Annotated in this window: 17 protein-coding genes; 6 read left to right on the top strand and 11 right to left on the bottom strand. The window is 68.0% G+C overall.

From position 1 onward, the window contains the following. Nucleotides 1-60: 60 nt before the first annotated feature. Both THSYN_RS36835 and THSYN_RS13865 read right to left on the bottom strand, forming a co-directional pair. Nucleotides 61-2,235 (bottom strand): sensor histidine kinase, encoded by a 2,175-nt coding sequence (locus THSYN_RS36835; RefSeq protein ID WP_100919672.1) that lies wholly within the window; start codon nucleotides 2,233-2,235, stop codon nucleotides 61-63. Continuing rightward, entirely contained in the window at nucleotides 2,232-2,948 is a 717-nt protein-coding gene (locus THSYN_RS13865) for a response regulator transcription factor (RefSeq protein ID WP_100919671.1), read from the bottom strand. Before THSYN_RS13865 ends, THSYN_RS36835 begins: the two co-directional genes overlap by 4 nt. A gap of 369 nt (nucleotides 2,949-3,317) precedes the next feature. Between THSYN_RS13865 and THSYN_RS13860 the strand changes: the two genes are divergently transcribed. The 3 genes from THSYN_RS13860 to THSYN_RS13850 are packed head-to-tail and all read left to right on the top strand — an operon-like array spanning nucleotide 3,318 to nucleotide 5,725. Continuing rightward, the gene (locus THSYN_RS13860) at nucleotides 3,318-3,878 is read left to right on the top strand and encodes a PspA/IM30 family protein (RefSeq protein WP_100919670.1); all 561 of its coding nucleotides are present in this window, start codon (nucleotides 3,318-3,320) and stop codon (nucleotides 3,876-3,878) included. Further along, a complete protein-coding gene (locus THSYN_RS13855) occupies nucleotides 3,875-4,444 on the top strand; it encodes a hypothetical protein (protein WP_100919669.1) in 570 nt (189 codons plus the stop codon). Before THSYN_RS13860 ends, THSYN_RS13855 begins: the two co-directional genes overlap by 4 nt. 57 nt (nucleotides 4,445-4,501) lie before the next feature. Further along, nucleotides 4,502-5,725 carry a vWA domain-containing protein gene (locus tag THSYN_RS13850; RefSeq protein WP_100919668.1) on the top strand — a complete coding sequence of 408 codons (1,224 nt, stop codon included), beginning with the start codon at nucleotides 4,502-4,504 and terminating at the stop codon, nucleotides 5,723-5,725. 71 nt (nucleotides 5,726-5,796) lie between these two features. On the opposite strand, the gene THSYN_RS13845 is transcribed toward THSYN_RS13850, so the two are convergent. Together THSYN_RS13845 and THSYN_RS13840 are read right to left on the bottom strand one after the other, a co-directional pair. Then, nucleotides 5,797-6,252, bottom strand: coding sequence for a type II toxin-antitoxin system HicB family antitoxin (locus THSYN_RS13845; protein ID WP_100919667.1), 456 nt, complete (start codon nucleotides 6,250-6,252; stop codon nucleotides 5,797-5,799). Beyond that, nucleotides 6,249-6,449: a type II toxin-antitoxin system HicA family toxin gene (locus THSYN_RS13840; RefSeq protein WP_157817659.1), complete on the bottom strand. Its 201-nt coding sequence runs from the start codon at nucleotides 6,447-6,449 to the stop codon at nucleotides 6,249-6,251. The genes THSYN_RS13845 and THSYN_RS13840 overlap by 4 nt, the downstream gene beginning before the upstream one ends. A gap of 144 nt (nucleotides 6,450-6,593) precedes the next feature. Here THSYN_RS13840 and THSYN_RS13835 point away from each other — a divergent pair, with 144 nt between their 5' ends. After that, nucleotides 6,594-7,118, top strand: a complete 525-nt coding sequence (locus THSYN_RS13835; RefSeq protein WP_100919665.1) for a hypothetical protein — start codon at nucleotides 6,594-6,596, stop codon at nucleotides 7,116-7,118. A 90-nt stretch (nucleotides 7,119-7,208) separates the two neighbouring features. Here the strand turns inward: THSYN_RS13835 and THSYN_RS13830 are convergent, their stop codons facing one another. The 4 genes from THSYN_RS13830 to THSYN_RS13820 form a co-directional block, all read right to left on the bottom strand. Next, nucleotides 7,209-7,829 carry an orotate phosphoribosyltransferase gene (locus THSYN_RS13830; protein ID WP_100919664.1) on the bottom strand — a complete coding sequence of 207 codons (621 nt, stop codon included), beginning with the start codon at nucleotides 7,827-7,829 and terminating at the stop codon, nucleotides 7,209-7,211. A gap of 31 nt (nucleotides 7,830-7,860) precedes the next feature. Then, nucleotides 7,861-8,271, bottom strand: a complete 411-nt coding sequence (locus tag THSYN_RS33870) for a hypothetical protein (RefSeq protein ID WP_157817658.1) — start codon at nucleotides 8,269-8,271, stop codon at nucleotides 7,861-7,863. A gap of 302 nt (nucleotides 8,272-8,573) precedes the next feature. Next, the gene (locus THSYN_RS34860; protein ID WP_172965202.1) at nucleotides 8,574-8,765 is read right to left on the bottom strand and encodes a hypothetical protein; all 192 of its coding nucleotides are present in this window, start codon (nucleotides 8,763-8,765) and stop codon (nucleotides 8,574-8,576) included. Between the two features lie 232 nt (nucleotides 8,766-8,997). Continuing rightward, entirely contained in the window at nucleotides 8,998-11,190 is a 2,193-nt protein-coding gene (locus tag THSYN_RS13820) for a patatin-like phospholipase family protein (RefSeq protein WP_100919662.1), read from the bottom strand. 361 nt (nucleotides 11,191-11,551) lie between these two features. Between THSYN_RS13820 and THSYN_RS13815 the strand changes: the two genes are divergently transcribed. Continuing rightward, entirely contained in the window at nucleotides 11,552-13,186 is a 1,635-nt protein-coding gene (locus THSYN_RS13815) for a phospholipase D-like domain-containing protein (RefSeq protein ID WP_172965280.1), read from the top strand. A 137-nt stretch (nucleotides 13,187-13,323) separates the two neighbouring features. Here the strand turns inward: THSYN_RS13815 and THSYN_RS36885 are convergent, their stop codons facing one another. Beyond that, nucleotides 13,324-13,449: a SpoIIAA family protein gene (locus THSYN_RS36885; protein WP_418219921.1), complete on the bottom strand. Its 126-nt coding sequence runs from the start codon at nucleotides 13,447-13,449 to the stop codon at nucleotides 13,324-13,326. A gap of 27 nt (nucleotides 13,450-13,476) precedes the next feature. Between THSYN_RS36885 and THSYN_RS13810 the strand changes: the two genes are divergently transcribed. Then, nucleotides 13,477-17,532 carry a PAS domain S-box protein gene (locus THSYN_RS13810; protein WP_172965279.1) on the top strand — a complete coding sequence of 1,352 codons (4,056 nt, stop codon included), beginning with the start codon at nucleotides 13,477-13,479 and terminating at the stop codon, nucleotides 17,530-17,532. 126 nt (nucleotides 17,533-17,658) lie between these two features. On the opposite strand, the gene THSYN_RS13805 is transcribed toward THSYN_RS13810, so the two are convergent. Both THSYN_RS13805 and THSYN_RS13800 read right to left on the bottom strand, forming a co-directional pair. Continuing rightward, nucleotides 17,659-18,414 carry a slipin family protein gene (locus tag THSYN_RS13805; protein ID WP_100919659.1) on the bottom strand — a complete coding sequence of 252 codons (756 nt, stop codon included), beginning with the start codon at nucleotides 18,412-18,414 and terminating at the stop codon, nucleotides 17,659-17,661. A gap of 206 nt (nucleotides 18,415-18,620) precedes the next feature. After that, nucleotides 18,621-19,469, bottom strand: a complete 849-nt coding sequence (locus THSYN_RS13800; RefSeq protein ID WP_216644760.1) for an NfeD family protein — start codon at nucleotides 19,467-19,469, stop codon at nucleotides 18,621-18,623. Nucleotides 19,470-19,497 lie beyond the last annotated feature (28 nt).

The raw sequence follows: 19,497 nt of genomic DNA, 5'->3' as shown, positions 1-19,497 counted from the left end.
CCGTCAAGTCAAGTATAGCCGGACCGACAGAGTGTGCGATCTCACAGGGCGCAGGGGAGGTCAAGACCCGCACGAATGCCCTGAAGGCAACTCGACCCGAAACTCCGCCCCCGGCTCCCGCTCCACCACCTCCACCCGCCCGCCCATGGCGAGCGTCAGACGCTCAACGAGGGCAAGCCCGATGCCGGTGCCGGGGATGGCGCGCGCCCCGGCCTCGGGGCCGCGGTAGAAGAGTTGGAAGACGCGGCGGCGCAACTCACGCGGCACCCCGGGGCCGAAGTCGCGCACGGCGATGCGCACCCAGCCGTCCCGGGGCCATTCGCAGCGGATCTCCACCGTCCGCTCGGCCTCCTGAGCGGCGAACTTGAGTGCGTTGTCCACCAGATTGATCAGGATCTGGACGAAGGCATCCGGATCGGCCTGGACGGTCCCGCCAGCCGGGCACTGAACGACCAACCGGAACCCGGCCCGCTCGACCTGGGACGCGAGGCGCTCGCGCACCAGGGCCATCAGCTCGGCGAGATCCAGCGCCTGGGGGGAGACGGTGAGTGCGTCGCGCCCGATCCGCGACAGGGCCAGCACATTGGCGATCAGCCGCGAGAGGCGCTCACTCTCCTCTTGGATATAGCGGTAATAGACCTGACGGCGGTCCTCGTCTGCGAAGCCGGCGCGCAGCATCTCCGCATAGAGGCGGATGGAGGTCAGCGGGGTCTTGAGCTCGTGGCTCACCGCGGAGACGAAGGCCTGCTGCTGGCGCACCAGCGCGATCTGCTTGAGTCCCAGCCGGTACATGAGCCAGGTCCCGGCCACCAGCACCAGGGCCAGCAGCCCGCCCACCCAGCCGATCACCAGGGCCCCCGCCGGGACCGGCAGCCGGCCTACGCTGAAGATGAGCTCCAGACCGCCGAAGGGTTCGCGCATCCGGGTGCGATAGAGCAGGGCCCCGGTCAGTTCCCGGGCGCTGGCGACATAGTCGCGCCCCGACGCGGTGCGCAACGCGGTCAGGACCGTGTCGCGCAAGGCGACGATCAGGTCGGTGGTGCGCCCGAGCGCGCTGGACCGCAAGGGCTCGCCCAAGACCGCAGTAAGGAATGGCCCCTGCTCGATCAGGAGACCCTGGATGATGCGCCCCCCGCCCTGCCGCACGGCCCGGAACAGGACGAAATGGCCACTGCCGAGCAAACCCACTTCAAAGGGCTCCACCCGGTTGGCAAAGAGTGCCAGGGGCGCCCGGGCGCGTTCATCCTTGGTCTTGTCCGCCGCCACGGGTGCGCGGGCGGTCTCGGCGAGGGCCTCCGGGCGCGCGGCCGACGCGGCGAGACCGCGTTGGGACTGGACTGAGGCCGCCTCGCCCCGGCCGCCCCCGGCGGGCGCCGACGCTGCCGGCCCCTGGGCGCGGGGCGTCGCCGGGACCGGCGCGGTGCGCTTGGCCAGGGCCGCGTCCAGGGTCAGCTCATCGACCCGCCCGAGCCCCTGGACCGGGACGGCCGGCGCGTCCAGGTCAGCGGCGGAATCGGCCATGGCAGGCGCTGCGGGGTCCGCCCGCCGGCTGCCGAGTTGCTCGAAGGCGCGCTGGGACAGGCGTTCCCGGGGCAGTTGCGCCTTGGCAGAGGCCGCCGACTTGGCCTGCGGCGGCAGCCCGGACGGCAACTGCCCGCCCGCACCCACCACCGAGTCGACCGAAGACTGGTTCGCCGCCGCGTCGGACCCCGCGGCGATGGGCGGCGGCGCCGGCCCCGTCGGCCCGCCCGCGGGGCGCCCGCGTTCGACCAGCCGGTTGCCGATCAATATCCCTTCGATACGCGCGGCGAGCGCCTGGCGCTGCGCCAGATCCGCCGGCGCCATCGCCGCGGCGGCTGCGCCCTCGGGGACCAGCGGGGTGCTGAAGCGGCCGTCCTCCGCCACCTGGAACCAGCCCATCAGACCGGGGGGGCCGGCCCGCACCGGCAGCTCCGCCAGCGGTGAGCGATGGTCCGCGGGCGCCGACTCGCCGACCAGAAAGGCGTAGTCCGCCACCGGCCGGGCGTCCTCCACCCGCACGAGGTCACTCAAGCGCTGATCGACCCGGGCGGCGAAGTCCTCGGCGACCAACTGCTGCGCCCGGAAGGACTCCCATTTGAGCTGGTCATAGGCCTGGTAGACCAGGACCGCGCTGGGCAGGGCCAGCGCGATGAAAAAGGCCCCGAGCCACAGGCGCAGGCGCCGGCGTGCGCGATCGGCGTCTTCGCCCTTCATTGCGGCACGGCGCCAGCCCCGACCAAGAGCCGATACCCCACGCCCCGCACCGTGACCAACACCCGCGGGGCGGCCGGGTCCGGCTCGATCTTGCGGCGCAGCTTGGCGATATGGATGTCGACGGTACGGGTCTCGATGCCGCAGCCCCGGGAGTAGCCCCAGACCTTGGTCAAGAGCTCGTCGCGGGGGACCGGGCGGTCCGCATGGGCCGCCAGGTAGTGCAGGATCTCGACCTCCCGGCGGGTGAAGGGGACCTCCAGGGCGCCGCGCCGCCCGAGCAGATTGACGGTGTCGAGGGTGAGATCGCCGAGCCGCAGGGTCGCGGCCCGGGCCGCGCCGCCCGGGGCGCGGCGCAGCACGGCCTGGACGCGCAGCACCAGTTCCGCGACCGAGAAGGGCTTGGCGACATAGTCGTCCGCGCCGAGACTGAGCCCGCGGATGATGTCCTCGTCCGCCCCCAGGGCGGTCAGCAGGATGATGGGCTGCACCCGGTCCACGGCCCTGATCCGGTCGCAGATGGTGAAGCCGTCCAGGCCCGGCAGCATCACGTCCAACAGGATGATATCGAAGGTCCCGGAGAGGGCGAGCTGCAACCCGCTCGGGCCGTCCGCGGCACCCTGGACCTCGTAGCCGTGAAAGACGAAGAGGTCCGTGAGCCCGACCCGGATCGGCTCCTCGTCCTCGATCAGCAGCAGGCGGGGGCGTTTGGGCATCGTGGTCAGTGACTCCGCTTAGGCACGGTTCATTGATAAGTTACGCAAGTCCATTAGAGATTACGTTTCGCACCGTTGTCGTTGTCGTTGTCGTAATCGGGTTTATCGTAGCGCCACGGATTCTCTCGCACTCAAATTGCATCGCTTGTCCGATTACGACAACGATTACGACAACGACAACGAGAACGATTGTCCGTCCGATGGGAATTAGGCGGTGCAATTCCAGTTTAACCGCAAGTCCGCCCCGCGGACGTAAATTGCACGTAAAACGATGCCCTGCGGTTTTACCAAGACCTGCCTAGGCCCCACCCCGCCGCCTGCCTAGACTGCAAGCACCGACCCACCGCGGTCAACCTGGAGGTGACGACCATGGCACTGATGACCCGTCTGGCGCGACTGGTGCGCGCCGATCTCAACGCCGTCCTGGACCGACTGGAGGCGCCTGAGTTGGTGCTCGCACAGGCGGTGCGGGAGATGGAGCAGGCATTGGACCAGGAGCGGCGCGGCCTCGCCGCGCTGGACCGGGAACTGGCCCGCCTGGCGCTGCGCGATACCGCCCTGGCCGAGGAGGAGGAAGGCACCACCGCGGCCTTGGCGGAAGGGCTGCAGGAGGGCCGCGAGGCCCTGGCGCGGCCCCTGATCCGCCGCCGCCTGGAGACCGGTCGCCGCCGCGCCGCCCTCAAGACCCGCCGCGCTGAGCACGCGGGCGAGCGGGGGCGCCTGGCCGCGCAACTGGAGTCCCGGGCCGCCCGGCTCGCCGACCTGCGCGCCCGCGCCGCCCTGTACCTCGACGACACTGAGCAGGCGCCCGCGGCCGGCGCCGCCGATGAGGGTTGGGGCCCTGCCTGGTCCGGTGCGGACCCCGCGGTCTCGGACGCCGAGGTGGAACTGGAACTGCTGCGGCTGCGCCGCCAGGGGGGCGGGTCATGAACCGCCCGAGTTTCCTTGAGGGTGCGCTGGTCGCACTCGGCGCCGCGCTCGGGGGTTCGGTGCTCTACACCGGGCTGCGCCTGGCGCTCCTGCCCGACGCGGCCCTAGCCCTGACGGTCGCCGCCCTGGGCCTGGGGTACCTGCTGTATCTGCTCGGGCGCAGCGGCGAGCGGGTCGGCCGCGTGCTGCTGGTGCTCGCGTGGATCGCGGTCAGCGCCGCCGCGCTGGGCCTGCTGCCCGGGGTCTGGGGCCAGGTGTTGATCCAGCTCGGTTTCATCTGGGTGGCGCGCGTCTGGAACTTCCATGGCACACCCACGGCCGCCCTGCTGGACCTGGGCCTGATCCTCGGCGGGGGCGCCGCCGCCCTCTGGGCCGCCGTTCACAGCGGCAGCCTGTTCCTCGCCGTCTGGTGCCTGTTCCTGGTCCAGGCCCTGTTCGCGGCCATTCCCGTCCGGACTGGGCTCGGCCCCGACCGGACCCTGGGGCCGACTGCACCGGCGGAGCCCTTCGACCTGGCGCGCCGGGCGGCGGAGGGGGCCTTGCGCCGGATCGCCGACCATCCATAGGAGCGCGGGCGTCCCGCCCGCGGTTCAACTGCACGATTGCCAATAGAGAAGACTCTCATGAACACCAAGCTCATCGGCCTCGGCCTGTTCGGACTCACCGCCGCCGCGGTGGCCTATTACCCCCTGCTGACTGCATCCGCGCCGACACCCCTGCCGGTGCAGACCGCGGGGCAGCCGCTCGCGATCGCCGTTCCCCAACCCCCGCCGGGGCAACGCCCGGCGGTGGAGGCGGTCTTCGTGCTGGACACCACCGGCAGCATGGGCGGGCTGATCCAGGCGGCCAAGGACAAAATCTGGGCCATCGCCTCGACGCTTGCCGGCGCCCAGCCGGCGCCCATTATCCGCATGGGCCTGGTCGCCTACCGCGACCGCGGGGACGACTATGTGACCCGGGTGGTCGACCTCTCCCCCGATCTGGACCGGCTCCAGGCCGAGTTGTTCCAACTCCAGGCGCAGGGCGGCGGGGACGGGCCCGAGAGCGTCAACCAGGCCATCCATGAGGCGCTTACGCGGATCAATTGGAGCCGCGACCCGGGCGCCTACCGGGTGGTCTTCCTGGTGGGCGACGCCCCGCCCCACCTGGATTACCAGGACGACGTCCCCTACGCCCAGTCACTGGCGCAGGCGCAGCAACGCGGCATCCGTGTCAACGCCATCCAGTGCGGCCACCAGGCAGACACCCGCGGCGAGTGGCAACGCATCGCCCAACTCGGCAACGGCGCCTATCTCCAGGTGGACCAGGCGGGCGGCGCCGTGGCCATCGCCACCCCCTATGACGCCCGGCTGGCCAAACTCTCCGCCGAGTTGGACGACACCCGCATCTTCTACGGCAGCGCGGACGAACGGGAGCGGCGCGCCGCTGAGGTGGCCAAGGCCGGCGCCGCCAAGTCCGCCGCTGCCCCGGCCGCGCTGGCGCGGCGTGCCGAGTTCGTCGCGTCCCCGAGCGGCGCGGCGAGCCTGACCGCCGACCAGGAGCTGGTGGACGCGGTGCGCAGCGGCCGGGTGGACCTCGACAAGCTCCCGGCCGCGGCCCTGCCGGCCCCCCTGGCGAAGCTTGATGCACCCGAGCTGGCCAAGGTAGTCGCCGCAACCGCCGCCCGGCGCGAGACCATCAAGAAGGAGGTGCAGGACCTCTCGACCCAGCGGGCCGGCTATCTCAAGGAGAAGGTGGAGGCCGCCGGGGGGGCCAAGGACTCACTCGACCACCAGCTCTGGAACACGGTGCGCAAACAGGGGGCGGAGGCGGGACTGGGCTATGGTGAGGCCGGGCCGCGTTACTGAACCCCGCCTCGATCGAGTGCGCACCCAGGGCACAAGGCGGTGCGCACCCTGAAGTGGGCGCCCGGGACCAGTCAGGCCGCCACGCGGGGCATTCCCGGCAGCGCCTTCACCACGCTCACTGTCGCACGCAATCCAAGGGCCGCCAGGGCGGCATCCAGTTGCGCCAGTGTCGATTCGTAGTCAAGGTCGAGAATGCGCCGCACCTGCCGCCCGTCCGCGCCGATCCGCTCACCCAGTTGTGCCTGGGTCAAGCCCTGTTCGCCTAGCGCCACATGAATGGCCAGCTTGAGTGCGACGCGCGGCGGCAGTGACACCAGTGCCTGACCACGTCGTGCCTTACTGGCAGCGGGGAGCGGCCGGCCGTGATCCAGGTATCCGGACAGGGCAACCACCAGGGCGTCGTGGGCGCGGTCGAGGGCTTGGGCCGCAGTTGCGCCCACCGTGATCGCCTCCGGCACGTCAGCGAAGAAGGCGCCGACCTGACCGTTCGCGTAAGTCTTGAAGGTGACGGGGTAGGCCATGTTCATGCCAGGTCTCTCAGGCGGGTCTCGAGTTGCTTGCAGATGTCGTCCAGAAACTCAGGATCATAGTCGGCATCACCGTGCATCGGCACGGTCGTCTGCCTGCCGTTGAGCGTCACCAGATAGTGACCCCCCTTGCCGCGATGTTTGATGATGTCGGCGCCGGCAGCCTTCAGGAGCTTGATGAATTGTCTGGCTTTCACGAACCTGACATTAGGGCACAAATGTCCGGATGTCCAGTCCGCGGCTAGCGAACCGGCGCTGACGCTGCCACACTAGCCGCCGCACGGCGCGGCGGTGCCCACGGGGGGCGCGGGCCGCGCCGACCCAGGCAGCGAGGCGCACCCATGAGCATGATTCCCACCACCTATCGCACCCTCATCGACCCCCTGATCGACGTCGCCCGGGGCATCCTGGAGTCCGGCGAGCACCTGGTGCCGGTCGCCTTCGTCGGCAACCTGACGAACGGGCAGACGCATCAGGTGATGATGAGCGCGGCCTCCGAGAGCGCCAAGGACGAGTCGGCCGAACTGGTCCGGCACCTGGCCGCGCTGCATGAGGCCGACTTCGTCTTCGTCATCATGGACGCCTGGGGCCTGCCGCGCGAGAAGATGCACCGCTACAAGGAGATCCTGGAGCGCTACGGCTCGATCGGCGCCTCCCCCTACCGCGTCGACATCGTCTCCTTCACCCTGGAGACCCGCCACGGACTCTGGGTCGCCCAGATGCAGGTCAAGCCCAAGGGCGTCTCGAAGAAGCGGCGCACCTTTGGCGAGCCCGCGTTCGAGCTCTTCACCGAGGCGCAGGGGCGCTTCGTGCATCTGTTGCCGGAGCCGGAGTCGGGAGAGGCACCAAGCGGGGTGTTGCATTGATGCTGCATCAGGCGGGTGCTCGTCGTTGCTTGCACCAAACCGAACCCGACGACCGCATCTTGTGTGGTCCAGGGGTTCCCGGGTAAGGGACTAACGAAACCGTCCCAGGCCCCGACGCCAGGAGCGGGCTAACCACAGGCATCCAGCCCGGGCAGGCGACATCCGGGCCCTGTCGGGTCCAGCCTTGCCGACCACGGCGAGGCACTCGCACGAGACGCCGACCTCGTTCAAGCGCCGCCGGCCGCTCCCCCAGTCGAAGCAGAACACGCTCAGGTGACGAATGTCGGTGCATCCGTAAGCACGCAACTTGTTCACGGCGTCCAGCGCGCTGGCCCCGGAGTTCAAGATATCGTCCACCAGACAGACCGGCGTGCGGATGTCGAGGCTGCCCTCGATCATCGTTGCAGTTCCATAGCGCTTGGCCTGAGGGCGAATCAGGACGCCGCGGGCGACCTGCGTATGTAACGCCAGAATCCCGCCGACCAGTAGATAGGCGCCGAACCCGGTGCCGGCGACCTGGTCGCTCCCCTGGGCCTGGATCAGGCGCGCGAGTTCGGCGGCCACCGCCCGCAGCGTCGGCCCGTCACCAAGGCGTCGGCGGCAATCGAGCAACCAGGCATTGGCCCGACCACCCGGCGAGCGAAAATCGCCTTCAACGTAGCAGGCGCGTGCAAACTCGACCAGAAAGGCACCGCTGGGGTGCTGCGGCACGATGACGAGCCGCGCGTCGAACCCAGCGGACTCAACGGCGGTAGACGAGGGAGACAGCGACGGCAAAGGTCCGATTGGACTTATCTTCATCATCAATGCGGAATTGGTAGGTCTTCCACAGGCGGTTGCGACTGGCTTTGGACCAGACCATATTGTTGCCGCGGCTGATGCGGGCCCCCGGCGCGATGACGTTGGTCCCCCAGGTGCGGCGCAGCGAGGTCGCATCGGCCGCCTGTTCCCCTGTTATCGACCCCGTTTCCAACCGGTAGTCGACACGCTCGATGATCAGCGGATTGGCCGACAGGTTTTCCAGCGTGAGCCGATAGAAATCCGTATCGACCCGGCGATAATCGTGACCGCTGATATAGTCGGCGGGATCGCCCGGCGTCTTGCCGACGTATTCGCAACTGACGCGCAGTGTCGGCTGGCCGTCCAGGTCCACGACGCGGGAAAAATTGCGCTCGGACAGCGCGGCCTGACTGGGCCCTGACTGCGCGTCACAGGCGCTCGCCGGCCCAAGGACCAAGGCGAGTACAAGCAAGGTCGCGCGGGCCGCCCCAGCCCGGCAGGTCTTGATGATCACCTCGGCCGTAGGGTGGACAAAGGCTAGCGCAGTCCACCGAATCCCGCGCTGCCGTTGGTGGACTGCGCTGCGCTTGTCGACCCCACGATGCCGCGCGGATGCCGCGCGGCCGAGCCTATGATCGAGGCTGCCCCGTAATTCATTGAGGTCTCCGACACCAATCAACGCGGCGGCCCGGCGCCGTATAAAACGGCGCCCATCGAACCGGCCGACCGCCGTAGGCTACAGCGCTTCTCAGCCACCATCACCGCCGTCACCACCACCGCCGCCGCCACCGCCACCGCCACCGCCACCGCCACCACCACCACCGTCACCACCACCGTCGCGGCGGCTGCCACGGGATAACCCCACAACGAAAATAATTACCACGAAAACCACAAAGCCAATCATGAATAAATCCAAAGCCTGTCTCCTGATTTAAAGAGTTGACAACGGTCACGGCATATTTCCCGATCCTACTGTACGGTACCCCCCCTGTCCAGCCTTCGCAGGGGGCCATGTGTGACGCCCCGCAACCCTTTGAAACGCATCGTGCGTCCCACCGCATGCTTACCGATGCGCCGGGGCGGGACGCCCCGGCTCCTCTTACGGGAATCCAATCATCAGGTAGCCCGTGCCGTCGCCGTCCCCAGCCATCCCCAGGCCCAGATAGGCGGGTCCGATCAGGGTGTCGATGCCGAGGAACAAGCTGCTGCCGAAGCGGGTGCCGGGCGGCGTCAGGAGCGGGTTGGTCTGCGTGACCGATCCGACCTCCAGAGAGCCGCCGAGATAGACGCCGCGCGCCCAGGAAGGGGTCAGGGTGGGCAGCCGACGGTAATAGGCGAGCGCGCCGAAGGCGACCTCATTGCCGCGCAATTCGTCGTTGGCGTAGCCGGACAGGTGCAGGAAACCGCCCAGCGCAAACTGGTCATAATAGGGCATGGTCTCCCCGAAGCCGCGGCCGACCTCGGCCCGGCCGACCAGGGTGTGGTCGCCGATACTGTAGGCACCGATCCACTGACCCAGTGCCCGCCGGTAACTCAGGTCCGCGCCCAGGGCCGGCTCCGGGGCGCGCAGTTCCAGCACCACCCGGTTGCCCTGCCGCGGCAGCTCGGGGCTGTCGAGGGTGTCGTAGCGCAATGAGGCGCGCGGCCCGCTCTCGTTGCGCGTGCCCTCGAATAGAATTGGTTCACCCGTATCGCGTTTGGGCGTGGCGGTGCCCAGCGCCAGGCCCAGGCGCAGTTCCGCATTGCCGCCGAAGAGGGTGGCGCCGACATCCAGGCCGGCGCTAGCGCGCAGCACGTCATAGCGCGCGATGCGGGTACCGTCGCGAAAGACCCCGAGCGGGGTCGAACCCAGGCCCAGGCTGGGCACGACGAAGGTGCTGCGATCGACCGCAAAGGGTTGGAAAAACTCGGTATAGAGACCCATCACGTTGCCGAACTGGGCACTCGTGAGCCATTCGGCACCCAGCGGATTGACCCAGGTCCGGCGATAGGTCCCGCGCAGACCGAAGCGTTCGTCGCCCTTGAAGTCGGACGACAGGCCGAGCCCAAAGCTGAAATACCCGGGTCCCCAGGGCTTCTCATGGGCCCGGATGACCAACCGATTGGCGCTTCCCAGCGGGTCCAGATCATAGTTCAGGTTGGTGAAGTCGCTGCGGGCATAGAGGGTCCGCAGGTCTGCCTTGAGGCGCTCGCGCTCCAGCGGGTGGCCCTGCTGATGGGCCGCCAGGGGGGCGAAGAGCGCCGGGGCGACCCGCTCCAGGCCCCTGATCTCGACCTGTGCGACCGGAGCCTCGTCGGTGGCCGGCAGCGACCGGCGCGCCCGCCAGGCGGCATAGTCGGCGGGGCTCAGACCCAGGTGCCGCAGCCGCGGAGCGACGGCGCGGGCGGCCTGCTCCCCGGCGCGGATGGCCTCGGCGACGCGCGTGAAGTCGGCGGCACCGATGGTGCCCAAATCCGGCGCGATCAGGATGTCCCGGTGGGGGCGCAGTTCCTTGAGTGAGCGTTCGACGTTCTGTTCGGTGAGGATCGCCAACATCTGCGCCATGACCCCGACCACCGAGTGCAATTGATCGCGGGGGAGATAGGAACCCCCCAGGTTGACGGCGATCACGATATCCACCCCCATGCGTCGCGCCACATCGACCGGCAGGTTGCGCACCAGGCCACCGTCCACGTAGAGATGGTCGTCGATCTCCACCGGGGCAAAGACCCCGGGCACCGACATGCTCGCGCGCATCACCTCCGGGAGCGGTCCCGCAGCGAAGACCTTCATGGCCCCGTTCTCGAGATTGGTCGCCACCGCACGGAAGGGGATCGGCAGGTCGTCGAAGCCGCGCCGCGCCTCGACGCCCTTGACCAGATCGCTGAAGAAGACCTCCACCTGCTGTCCGGCGAGGGCCCCGCCCGGCAGTCTGAGTTTCCCCTGCCGGACGCCGAAGCTCAGGTCGACGGGGGTCTGAACGTCGCGCTGTTTGCGGCGGATGGGCCACTCCTGGCGCGGCGGGTCATCCAACAGCAGTTCGGCCCAGTTCACGCCGGTCAGACGGCGCTGCATCTCCGCCGGTGCCATACCGCCGGCGTAGACCCCGCCCACCAGGGCGCCCATGCTGGTCCCGGCCACGGCACTGATGGGGATATGCAACTCCTCCAGGACCTTGAGCACACCCACATGGGCCGCCCCGCGGGCTCCGCCGCCGCTCAAGACCAGACCGATACGCGGGTGGGCCAGGTCCCGGGCCATCCCGGGCAGCGTCACACAGCAGAGCAAGAGCAGCAACAACAGGCGTCTCATCGGGGTGCCCCAGAGGTCGATGCGGCGTCAGTGCCGCGGGCGGTATCATAGCCGCGGGGTGGCCGCTGATGGCGAACGCGCCGGTGCCTCCCGAACGGGTACGCCGGAGCCGGCATCCGCAACAAGGGCGCGGATCGATGCTAGACTCGTGGTCGGGGGCTTGACCCTGGTCATCGTTTCGGCCAGTGGCGGTCCGTCGACAACCGGAGGTCGAGGCTTTCGCCGGTGGCGGTTTCCGACCGATCCAATGGAAATCACCGGCGCCTGCACGCCGGACCGGCCAAAGCCTCGACCTCCAGTGGCCGGAACGACGATCACCGCCGGGTGTTTGCGTTTTCTATACGTTTTGGAGGGTGTGACCATGCCGCAAGACGACCATCAGTCAGCATATTCAAACCTCACCGCGGCGACCCCACAGGCCCATCAGTCCGGTCTGACGCGGCCGCTGACGAGCGCCGAGCCCGCGGTCCTGCGCGCGACCTACAAGGTACTGGACCGGACCCTGGACCTGGTCCTCGGCCTGCTCGTCAAGCACGCCCCGGGGCCACTCTCCGAAACCCAGGCGCGCACCGTCGCCCTGATCAAACGCAGCATCTACGCGCGGCTGCTAGTCGAGGGGTATATCTCCCGCGGACGCGGGGCCAACCGCTATCCGCAATGGGATTCGCTCAATGCCCGCCTGTATGATGAGACATCCCGGATACCCGCCGGCAGCGGCGTCTCGGAGGCCGCGTTCGCCGAGGGCCTGGAACAACTGGTGGGAGAGCGCTTCAGTGCGGGTAATGCCGTGGTGCCCTTGATCAATGGTCCGGCCTCCTTCGCGCAGCGCTATGAACTCATCGCTGCGGCCCAGTCAAGCATCCTGCTCGCCACCTGGAAGCTGTACGGCGACCACACCGGACAGAAGACCGTGGACGCCCTGCTCGCCCGGCGCCGCCGGGAACCCGCAATCGAGATTCGCGTCATGGTCGACGGCAATATCGCCGCCGGCGATCCCACGTCGATCGCACTGTTGTGCCGCCTGGTCGAGGGCGGGATACCGGTGCTGCTCTATCATCACGACGAGCGGCCGTTCGACGGCTTCCATTACAAGGAGCTGATCATCGACGGCGCCGGTGCCCAGCCGATCAGCATCACCGGCGGCATGAACATCGGGGATGAATACAGCCACGCCTTCGGCACGCCCGCCGCCGCCGACCCGAACCGGCGGCAGTGGCGCGATACCGATGTCCGCATCGCGGGCCCCAATGTGCGCGATGACTATCAGCGCTATGTCGGGATCTGGAATGAGCGGGCCGCGGCCACGAACGCCGTGGAGCCCTTCGGGCAGATCTTGACCCCGATCGCGGTGCCGGCGACGCTGCCCGTACCGGCCGCACGCGGGACCGCCCGCATCCTCACCGTAATCGACGAACCCGGACCCCAGAGCCGCCAAGGGGTCACGCTCGCCATGCTGCGCGCGATCCGGGCGGCACGCCGCACGATTGACATCGAAAATGCCTATTTCATGGACGTCCCGGCGATTTGCAAGGCACTGGTGGACGCGGTGCAGCGCGGCGTTTGCGTGCGGGTGCTCACCAACTCCGGCGACTCGGTGGACGAGGCGGTCGTGGTCGTGCCGATCTTGAAGGGTCTGTATTGCCTGCTCACTGATGCCGAGGCCGCCGGAAGCGCGCCGGACGGCTGTCAGGTCTATGTGCGTAACAAGCTCCACCCCAACTTGAGCAACGCCGACACCCTGCACAGTAAGTTCATGGTGGTGGATCGGCAATTCTGCCAGGTCGCCAGCCTCAACATCCATACCCGCTCGCTGCGCCTCGAGGTGGAAGGCGCCCATTACATCCTGGACGAGGCCCTGGCGGTCACGCTCGCCGAGCAGTTCGAGCGCGACCTCACCGAGTCCCGGCGCTACGCCCGCGCGAGCGACATCGTATTCCCGAAGGACCTGGTCTCGCGCGTCATGCGGTGGGTCAATCTGAATCCGGTGCTGGCCTGAAGGGCGGCGGTCGCCCGCGCTCAGGGCGCGGGGATCGCTTGTCCCCCGAGCAAGCGATAATCGGCGCGTTACGTTTAATGCTTCTGCGCCGCCTGCATCCCGCCCCCGGGGTGGATCACCTTGGCGCGGCGCGAGCGCTACGCCTCGACCAACCAGGCGTACGCCTGCGGCAGGTCGACATGATCGAAATAGTTGACGGGCGCCCGGATGAACGGCTTGCAGAAGATCGTCATGCCATGCTGCCGGCGCGTTTCGCCGACCATCGTCACATGAGTCGGAGTTCCCGCCCCATGTCGGTACTTCTTGGCAGACCCCGCGGTAGCGTCCCGACAATCGCCGCCTGGGGTGTTGCGCTGCTCTGCCTGCTTGCCCCCGCCGACGCAAGATGCGACGCGCCGCGCCCACTCCCTGCCGGTTCCGAAAGCGGTGTCCCACCCGCGGATGTCGGCCGCCACGCCCTCGCCGACCGGGGTTTCACCAGTGACCGGGCGCTTGCCGAGAAGCTGCCCGCCGCGTTGGGCCGCGAGCCGTCACCGTTCCCGCTGAAATTGTCGGCCTGGCTAGGCGGCGGGCTGGGCGTGATGTTGATGTTGTTCGGTAGCTGGGTCTGGACCCGGCGCCGCGGCCGTGAACGTCTGAGGGTGAGCGAGACCCGCTTCCGTGACTTCTTTGAGAAGACGTCATCGGTGATGTTGCTCATCGATCCCGCCGGCGGAGCCATCATCGCCGCCAATCAGGCGGCGGTGCGCTATTACGGCTACCCGCCGCAAGACCTGGTCGGCATGCTCATCAGCGCGATCAACACCCTGCCCCCGGACGAGGTGGCGCTGGAGCGGCAACGGGCGCTGCGCGAGGAGCGCAATTATTTCAATTTCCGACACCGGATCGCAACCGGCGAGGTGCGCGACGTCGAGGTCTTTTCAACGCCGGTCGGCGTCAGCGGCAAGCCGCTGCTCTTTTCCGTCATCCATGACATCACCGACCGTAAGCAGCAGGAGATTGCCCTGCGGGAGGCCAATGCGCGGCTGACCTTGGCGCAAAGCGCCGCCCAGGCGGGCGTGTGGGACTGGGACATCGTAAGCGGCAAACTGTCATGGTCGGATGAATTCTTTCATCTGCTCGATCTCGATCCGGCCACCACGCCGGCGAGCTTCGACACCTGGCGGTCCGCGCTGCATCCCGCGGACCTGGCGGCGGCAGAAGCGCGTATCGACGACGCGATTCGTGACCATGTCCCACTGGTCAACGAATATCGCATCATCCCGGGAGCGGGAAAGTCGCGCTGGATCTACGCCAGGGGCGACACGACGTACGATGCGCAGGGTCAGCCCCTGCGCATGATCGGTATTTGTATCGACATCAGTGCGCGCAAGCAGATGGAGGAGGCATTGCGCGATAGCGAGGAGCGGTTCCGCACCTTGGCGGCGCTGGCACCGGTCGGCATCTATCTGGCATCACCCACCGGCAACTGCCTGTATGCCAACCAACGCTGGTGTGAAATGGCGGGGATGGCCCCGACGCAGGCGCTCGGTAACGGATGGTTATCAGCACTGCATCCGGCGGATCGCGCATCCGTTGCCGCGCACTGGCAAGGGACGGTCGCGTCTGGGGAGCGTTGGGAACAGGAATACCGCTTGCGGACCCCCGGAGGTATCATTACCTGGGTTCAAGGGCTGGCGACGCCGCAACGCGATGTTACCGGCACGATTGTCAAGTATATCGGTATCAGTCTGGACATTACCGAGCGCAAGCAGGCCGGCGATGTTCAGGCCTTTCTGGCGCGCACCAGCGGGCGCTCTCGGGAAGAGACATTTTTCCATGCGCTGGCGCGCTACCTCGCTGAAACGCTCGACATGTTTTACGTCTGCATCGATCGCCTGGAAGGGGATGGACTGACCGCCCGCACCCTCGCGGTGTGGTGCGACGGGCATTTCGAGGACGACTTAAGCTATGCCCTCAAGGACACACCCTGCGGCGATGTCGTCGGCAAACAGGTCTGCTGCTTTGCCGCCGGTGTCTGCCAGTCCTTCCCGCGTGATCAGGTACTCCAGGACTTGGGGGCGGAGAGCTACATCGGCACGACGCTATGGAGCCACGATGGCCGACCAATCGGCCTGATTGCCGTGATCGGCCGCCAACCGCTGCGCAACCGCCCGTTCGCCGAATCCGCATTGAAGCTGGTGGCCCTGCGCGCCGCCGGGGAATTGGAACGGCTGTTGGCCGAAGAGTCCCTGCACGCCAGTGAAGAAAAATTCCACATCCTGGCCGAATCTTTGCCGCAAATTGTCTGGATGACCAGGGCCGACGGTTGGAACATCTATTTCAATCAGCAGTGGGTCGATTACACGGGGTTGACGCTGGAGGAGAGCTACGGCCACGGTTGGAACCTCCCCTTCCATCCCGATGACCAGCAGCGTTCCTGGGAGGCCTGGCAGCACGCCGTCCAAACCGATGGCCGATACTCGCTGGAGTGTCGGTTGCGCCGCGCCGATGGCGTGTACCGCTGGTGGTTGATCCGGGGTGCGTCGCTGCACGCAGCCAACGGCCAGGTCATCAATTGGTTCGGCACCTGCACCGACATCCAGGACCTCAAGGAATCCGAGGCACAGTTGCGCCTCGCCGCAAACGTCTTCACCCATGCCAGCGAGGGCATCATGATCACCGCCGCCGATGGCACCATCATCGATGTCAATGACGCCTTCAGCCACATCACCGGTTACCGCCGTGATGAAGTTCTGGGCCAGACTCCGCGCCTGCTCAGCGACCCCTGCCAGGGACCGGCGTTCTACGCCGAGCTGTGGCGCAACCTGATCGCGCACGGCCAATGGCGGGGTGAACTCTGGAACCGCCGCAAGAACGGCGAGGTCTATGCCGTGATGGAGACCATCAGCGCCGTCCCGGATGCCCAGGGCCAACCCCAGCAGTTCGTGGCCTTGTTCTCCGACATCACCCCGATCAAGGAGCACGAACGCGCGTTGGAGCGCGTCGCACACTATGACGCGCTGACCGGACTGCCCAACCGCGTGCTGCTGGCCGACCGCCTGCAGCAGGCCATGGCGCAGGCGCAACGGCACGCGCACCCGGTGGCAGTGGTCCTGCTTGATCTCGATGGATTCAAGGTCATCAACGACCTTCATGGGCATGACGCCGGGGACCAGTTTCTGATCGCCGCGGCGGCCCGCATGCGGCAGACGCTGCGCGAAAGCGACACCTTTGCCCGGCTGGGTGGTGACGAGTTTGTGGCGGTGCTGCCTGATTTGGCCGACACCCAGGCCGGCGTGCCGATGATCACCCGACTGCTCGCGGCCGCGGCCCAACCGGTCCAGGCCGGCGATCTGGTGCTCCAGGTGTCGGCCAGTCTCGGTGTCACCTTCTATCCGCAGGCGGATGACATCGATGCCGAGCAACTGCTGCGCCAGGCCGACCAGGCCATGTATCAGGCCAAGCTGGCCGGCAAGGGCCGCTACCACTTTTTCGACGCCGAGCATGATCGCCGCCTGCGCGGCCATCACGAGGGCCTGGAGCGTCTCCACCAGGCCCTCATGGCACATGAATTTGTGCTGTATTACCAGCCCAAGGTCAATATGCGCAGCGGGACCGTCAGCGGCGCCGAGGCCTTGGTCCGGTGGCAACACCCGCAACGGGGGCTCCTGCCGCCGGGGGTATTCCTGCCCCTGATCGAGGATCATCCGCTGGCCGTCGACCTCGGCGAGTGGGTGATCGACACCGCCCTGACCCAGATCGAGCGCTGGCAGGCCGGCGGGCTGGCGCTGCCGGTCAGCGTCAACGTGGGCGCCCGGCAGTTGCAGCAGGCGGGCTTTCCCGACCGCCTGCGCACGATTCTGGCAGCGCATCCGGCGGTCCCGCCGGGCCATCTGGAACTGGAAGTGCTGGAGACCAGTGCGCTGGAACTGGCCGGGGCCGCCCAGGCCATCGACGCCTGCCGGGAACTCGGGGTGACCTTCGCCCTGGATGACTTCGGCACGGGGTATTCCTCGCTCACCTATCTCAGGCGCCTGCGGGTCGCCCGGATCAAGATCGACCAGAGCTTTGTACGCGGCATGCTCGATGACGCGGATGACCTGGCCATTGTGGAGGGCGTGCTCGGCCTGGCCGCCGCCTTCCGTCGCCAGGTCATCGCCGAGGGGGTGGAGACCGTGGCCCAAGGCACGCGGCTGCTGCAACTCGGCTGCGAGCTGGCCCAAGGCTACGGCATCGCCCACCCCATGCCGGCCGCCGACCTCCCCGGTTGGTCGGCCGCCTGGCGCCCCGATCCGGCCTGGGTCGATGTGGCGGCGGTAAGCCGCAACGCGGTGCCCTGGACCGGCTCAGGAACGTCACCTTAGGGCGGATGCCCGCGGGGCGATCCGCCATCCCCCCGCCATCCCCACCCACCGCAATGGCGCAACCGCTATCGCATTCCGCCCGACTGCGCCCACGCGCTGGTCGGCGTTATGGTCAAGGCCGCGCCTTCACCCCGCCGCATGGCGCCGCAGCAGCGGCTCCACCAGGTCCAAGGGCAGTGGAAAGACGATCGTCGTGGTCTTGTCCCCGGCGATGGCGGTCAGGGTCTCCAGATAGCGCAATTGCAGCGCCTGGGGCTGGCGGCCCAGGATTTCGGCCGCCTCGGCGAGCTTCTCGGCGGCCTGCATCTCGCCCTCGGCGTGGATCACCTTGGCGCGGCGCGAGCGCTCCGCCTCGGCCTGGCGGGCGATGGCGCGGACCATGGACTCGTCTAAGTCCACACGCTTGATCTCCACGTTGGCGACCTTGATCCCCCAGGCGTCGGTCTGGGCGTCCAGGATGGTGCGGATGGCATCGTTGAGCTTGTCACGCTCGGCGAGCATCTGGTCCAGGTCGTGCTGGCCCAGGACCGAGCGCAGCGTCGTCTGGGCGAGTTGGCTGGTGGCCATCTGATAGTCTTCCACCTGGATGATGGCGCGCTCCGGGTCCATCACCCGGAAGTACATCACCGCGTTGACCTTCACCGAGACATTGTCGCGCGAGATCACGTCCTGACTCGGCACGTCCAGGACCTGCACGCGCAGGTCCACCTTGACCATCTTCTGCGCCAGCGGGATGAGCAGGAAGATCCCCGGGCCCTTGATCCCGGTGAAGCGCCCCAGGGTGAAGACGACCGCGCGCTCGTATTCGCGCAGGATGCGCACCGCGGAGACGAGCAGGACGGCGAGGATGATCAGCGGGACCAGGTAACCGGCGAAAAGCATGATTTGGGCTCCTCAAGGGATCGGCGATGCCGAAAAAAGAGTATTTGGCCGCAAATGAACGCGAATAAGCGCAAATAAGTCGGCTGGTCAGCATCGTCGCGGGCGCTACCCGGATGGTGGCGATGCAGTAAAGGCCGGTTCTCTGATTATTTGCGTCGATTTGCGTCGATTTGCGTTCATTTGCGGCTAAACTGCTTTTTCTGGGTTTATTTGCGGTTTGACTGCTCCTCCTGGGATAAGGGTTCGACGACGAGGGTCAGCCCGTCGCGGGCCAGGACCCGGATGGCCGCGCCCGGGGGTATGGGTTGGGGACAGCGGGCGCCCCAGACCTCCCCATGCAGGTGGACGGTGCCCGCGCCCGGAAAGCCCGCCACGGCGGTGCCGCCGGCACCGATCAGTTGCTCGCCGCCGGTCACCACCGGGCGCCGGTGGGTGCGGACCGCCAGGCCCGCCACCAGCGCCAGAAGCACCGCGCTCGCCACCGCAAACCCCGCGATCAGCGGCAGCGAGACCGCACCGCCGGGGGCCTCGCTGTCGATCAGGATCACCGAGCCGATCACGAAGGTCAGGATCCCCCCCAGACCCAGGGCGCCGAAGCTGGGCGTGAAGGCCTCCGCGATCATCAGCCCCAGCCCCAGCCCGATCAGGGCCAGCCCCGCCCAGTTGACCGGCAGCAGTGCAAAGGCATAAAGGGCCAACACCAGACTGACGGCCCCCAGGGTCCCGGGCAGCACCGTGCCCGGGTTGGCCAGCTCGAAGACCAGCCCGTAAACCCCGAGCAGGAGCAGGACATAGGCGACATTGGGGTCACGCAGGACCCCCAGGAGCCGGTCCGGCACGCTCGGCCGCGGCTGCGCCGCCGCGGCCGCGGCGCTGTCGAGGGGCGGCCCGGCGGCGGCCTGCGCCGCCGGGCTGCCCGGGTCCGGGGCGATCAGGGCGATGACCTGGGTGTCCGGCGGGGGGGCCTTCCCGGCGAACGCGGGCAGCGCCGCAACGGCCAGCAGGGTTAAGGCCACCGGTACCAGAAACCAGCGGCGGGACCGCAATGGGGTCATGACGGTTCTCCTTCTCGTGTGTCACTCC

It is taken from the genome of Candidatus Thiodictyon syntrophicum (assembly GCF_002813775.1).
Lineage (GTDB): Bacteria > Pseudomonadota > Gammaproteobacteria > Chromatiales > Chromatiaceae > Thiodictyon > Thiodictyon syntrophicum.
The sequence above is the reverse complement of the archived record's forward strand: the minus strand, read 5'-3'. Positions and strand labels throughout refer to the sequence as shown.